Below are 2,381 nucleotides of genomic sequence, written 5' to 3'. Positions count from 1 at the left end.
GCCGGGCGGGAGCGCCCGCAGGGCACCGCGCGACCAGATGTAGCTGCCGGAGCTGTGCGGCTCGACGACGTCGTCGGCCAGCCCGAGGGCGGCGACGAGCGCCCCGAGCTCCGGGGCCCGGGACAGGTACGCGTCCGGACCGGTGTCGACGGCCCGGCCCGCGACGCGGACCGTGTGGACCTTGCCGCCGGGTGCGGCCGCGGACTCCAGCACGCGGAGCACCGCCTGCGGGCCGAGCGCCCGACGCAGGTGGTACGCCGTCGCCAGCCCGCTGATGCCGCCGCCGACCACGACCACCTGCGCGTGGGCGCGCTCGTGCGCACCGGTTCCGGTCATGCCACCATCCTGGCCGGGGAGCACCGGCGGCCACCCGGACCGAAGGTCCTTCGTCGAGGTGGCGCTGGTCACCCTCCGGTGGTCAGGACCGGCGGGCTCCCCCGGACTCGACCATCCGCCTGGTCGCCGGGCCGGTCGTCGGGCCGGTCGTCGGGCCGGTCGTCGGCTCGGTCAGCGCCTCGACCTCGGCCTGCACCTCGGGCTGGACCTGGTCCTTGACCACGGCGAGGTCGACGGCGTGCCGCACGTGCCGCTCGGCATAGCCCAGCGGGTCGACCACGTGGCTCAGCCGGGACGCCACCGGGCGCCAGGCGAGCAGCAGGGCGAGCGCGACGGCGGCGACGGTGGTCACGCCGAAGGAGATCACGGCGTGCGCGTCGGCCCAGGTGCCGTAGCCGGCGTACGAGGCACCCTTCACGGCGAACCCGTGGAAGAGATAGACGACGAGCGTCCACGCGCCCATCCGGGTGAACCAGCCGCCGAGCCGCGGGACGAGGGCCAGGAACGCCAGCGCGCCGAGGGTGCCGATCGTCAGCACCAGCGCCCGGGTGAGCAGGGCGTGGAGATCGTCGGCGTGGCCCATCTCGTCGTAGCGGGAGCGGTAGTAGAGCCACTCGGTGCTCGCCCACACGTCGGTCCAGGTGGTGAGCACCCAGATCGCCACGAACACGGCGACGGCGGCCATCTGGACCCGGGTCCGTCGCAGCAGCTCCAGGCGTTCCGGTGTGGCCTTGAGGCCCATCACGAAGAACGGCAGCAGACCCAGGACCCGGGCGATGTCGAGGGTGTCCCCGGCGTACATGCCGGCGATCAGGCTGATCGCCACCGCGACCACCAGACCGGCCGGCAGCGGCCGGAAGACCGGGGTCATCAGGCGCCAGAGGAACAGCGCGGCGAGGTACCACATCGGCCAGTGCGGGTCGCGGAACAGGTCGGCGAGCTCCTCGCCGCCGACGTAGACGCGGAACAGCGCCAGGGCGCACTCGAAGACGAGGTACGGCACGGCCACCGTGCGGACCAGCTGCCAGATCCGGACGCGGGTGTAGGTGAACCGCTGGGAGAGGTAGCCGGTGACGAGGACGAACGCCGGCACGTGCCAGGCGTAGAGGAAGTCGTAGAGGTGCTGGACGACCGCGGTGGCGGGCAGCAACGTCCACGCGTGCCCCACGACCACGAGCGTGACGAGGGTCATCTTCGCGTTGTCGAACCAGGGGTCACGCGCCGCCGGCGTGGCCGTGGGCGGGGCAGCCGGTGGGAGGGGGGCCGTGGTCGACGGGTTCTCGGTCGGCACCTAGGGGGATTACCCGATCGGGGTCCGGTTCAGTCCTCCACGAGACCGATCCGGAGGTACTCGGCCGCGTACCGCCCGCTCAGCAGCAGGGAGGCGTAGCGGGCCACCTCGGTCTGGGCGTCCGTGGTCACGGTCTCGACCCGGACGCCGCGTGAGGCGGCTGCGGCCTGCAGGCGGCCGCGCTGCTCCCGGACGAACGGCTCCTCGGCGCCGTCGTCGAGCACCAGCAGCATCGGGCGCAGCTCGCCCCCGCCGTCGGCCACCGGGTCGTCGAAGACGTCGCGCGGTCGTGCCGCCTCCAGGACCGGGAGCAGGTGCTCGGCATCGCCCGCGAGCGCCGTGCGGCCGCTCGCCCGCCGGATCGACTCCGCGACGCGGCGCGCGGCACGTGCCGCGAGGACCGACCCGCCCCACACGACGGGGTTGGTGTCGGCGAGGGCGATCGCGAGCATCTTGGCCGGGTTGACGGCCAGGTCGCGGTGCGGCGAGCACTCGATCGCCACCTGGTCGAGCGCCGCGGCCACCTGGTCGGCGTCGGCCCGCGGGCCGAGCGAGACGCGCTCGAGGTAGTCCAGCACGACGACCGCCGTCGCCAGCTGGTCGCGGGTCTCGGTGGGCAGGATCGTGCTCCACCGGCCGGCGGCGTGCTCCGCCACCCGCGAGCCGGCGGGCGTCGCGACCACGACCTGGCAGCCCCGGCGCACCGCCTCGGCCACCGCGGACGCCGTACCGGTGCCCGCGCCGTCGGGAGCGA

General features: G+C 74.5%; 3 protein-coding genes. All 3 read right to left on the bottom strand.

Translation table 11 applies throughout. The features are described from left to right. Positions 1-336, bottom strand: a 336-nt coding sequence (locus tag VGD85_RS10445) for an NAD(P)-binding protein (protein ID WP_331063375.1), incomplete at its 3' end; no start/stop codon positions are given. Between the two features lie 82 nt (positions 337-418). Then, positions 419-1,627: an acyltransferase family protein gene (locus VGD85_RS10440; RefSeq protein ID WP_331063374.1), complete on the bottom strand. Its 1,209-nt coding sequence runs from the start codon at positions 1,625-1,627 to the stop codon at positions 419-421. Positions 1,628-1,656: 29 nt separating this feature from the next. Continuing rightward, positions 1,657-2,381: SIS domain-containing protein (locus tag VGD85_RS10435; protein ID WP_331063373.1), on the bottom strand; the 725-nt coding region annotated here is incomplete at its 5' end.

Source organism: Nocardioides sp. (assembly GCF_036401255.1).
Taxonomy (GTDB): Bacteria; Actinomycetota; Actinomycetes; order Propionibacteriales; family Nocardioidaceae; genus Nocardioides.
Note: the sequence above shows the minus strand (reverse complement) of the source record. Positions and strands in the feature narration are given on the sequence as shown.